Source organism: Aquipseudomonas alcaligenes NBRC 14159 (assembly GCF_000467105.1).
Lineage (GTDB): Bacteria > Pseudomonadota > Gammaproteobacteria > Pseudomonadales > Pseudomonadaceae > Aquipseudomonas > Aquipseudomonas alcaligenes.
Map to the genome: position 1 here is coordinate 1 of NZ_BATI01000101.1, position 557 is coordinate 557.

The following is a 557-nucleotide window of genomic DNA, read 5'->3' on the forward strand; positions in this document are numbered from 1 at the left end:
GCCGCATCGAGCACAGCCAAATAACGGCTGATGCTCGCCTCGATTTCTTCCATACGCCGCTTCAGTTTGGCGCTGGTGAAATTGCGGTCACGGTTGTTCACTGCCTTGAATTTGCTGCCGTCGATGGCAACCAAGTTTTCGCCAAACAACCCCAACTGCTGGCAGAGCAAAACGAACTGGCGGCAGACGCCGCGAATGGCCTTGCTGTTATCTTTTCGGAAGTTGGCGATGGTCTTGAAATCGGGCATCAATCGCCCGGTTAACCACATGAGTTCGACGTTGCGCTGAGCTTCTCGCTCAAGACGCCGGCTCGATTGAATGCGGTTTAGATAGCCGTAGATATAGATCTTCAGCAGGATCGAAGGGTGGTAAGCCGGTCTTCCGGTTTCGGCTGGAATGACTCCATCAAAACCTAGCGTGGCTAGGTCGAGTTCATCGACGAAAACGTCAACCACCCGAACCGGATTGGTATCGCTGACGTAGTCGTCGAGGCTTTCGGGAAGTAAGGTGCTTTGACCTCGGTGTTCACCCTGGATAAACCGTTTCATGGGCGTCCC

General features: G+C 53.9%; 1 protein-coding gene. It reads right to left on the reverse strand.

What is annotated here, in order from left to right; all coding sequences use genetic code 11:
* The coding region (locus tag PA6_RS22210) for a transposase (RefSeq protein ID WP_043217413.1) at positions 1-548 on the reverse strand (548 nt) is incomplete at its 3' end.
* Between the last annotated feature and the right edge of the window lie 9 nt (positions 549-557).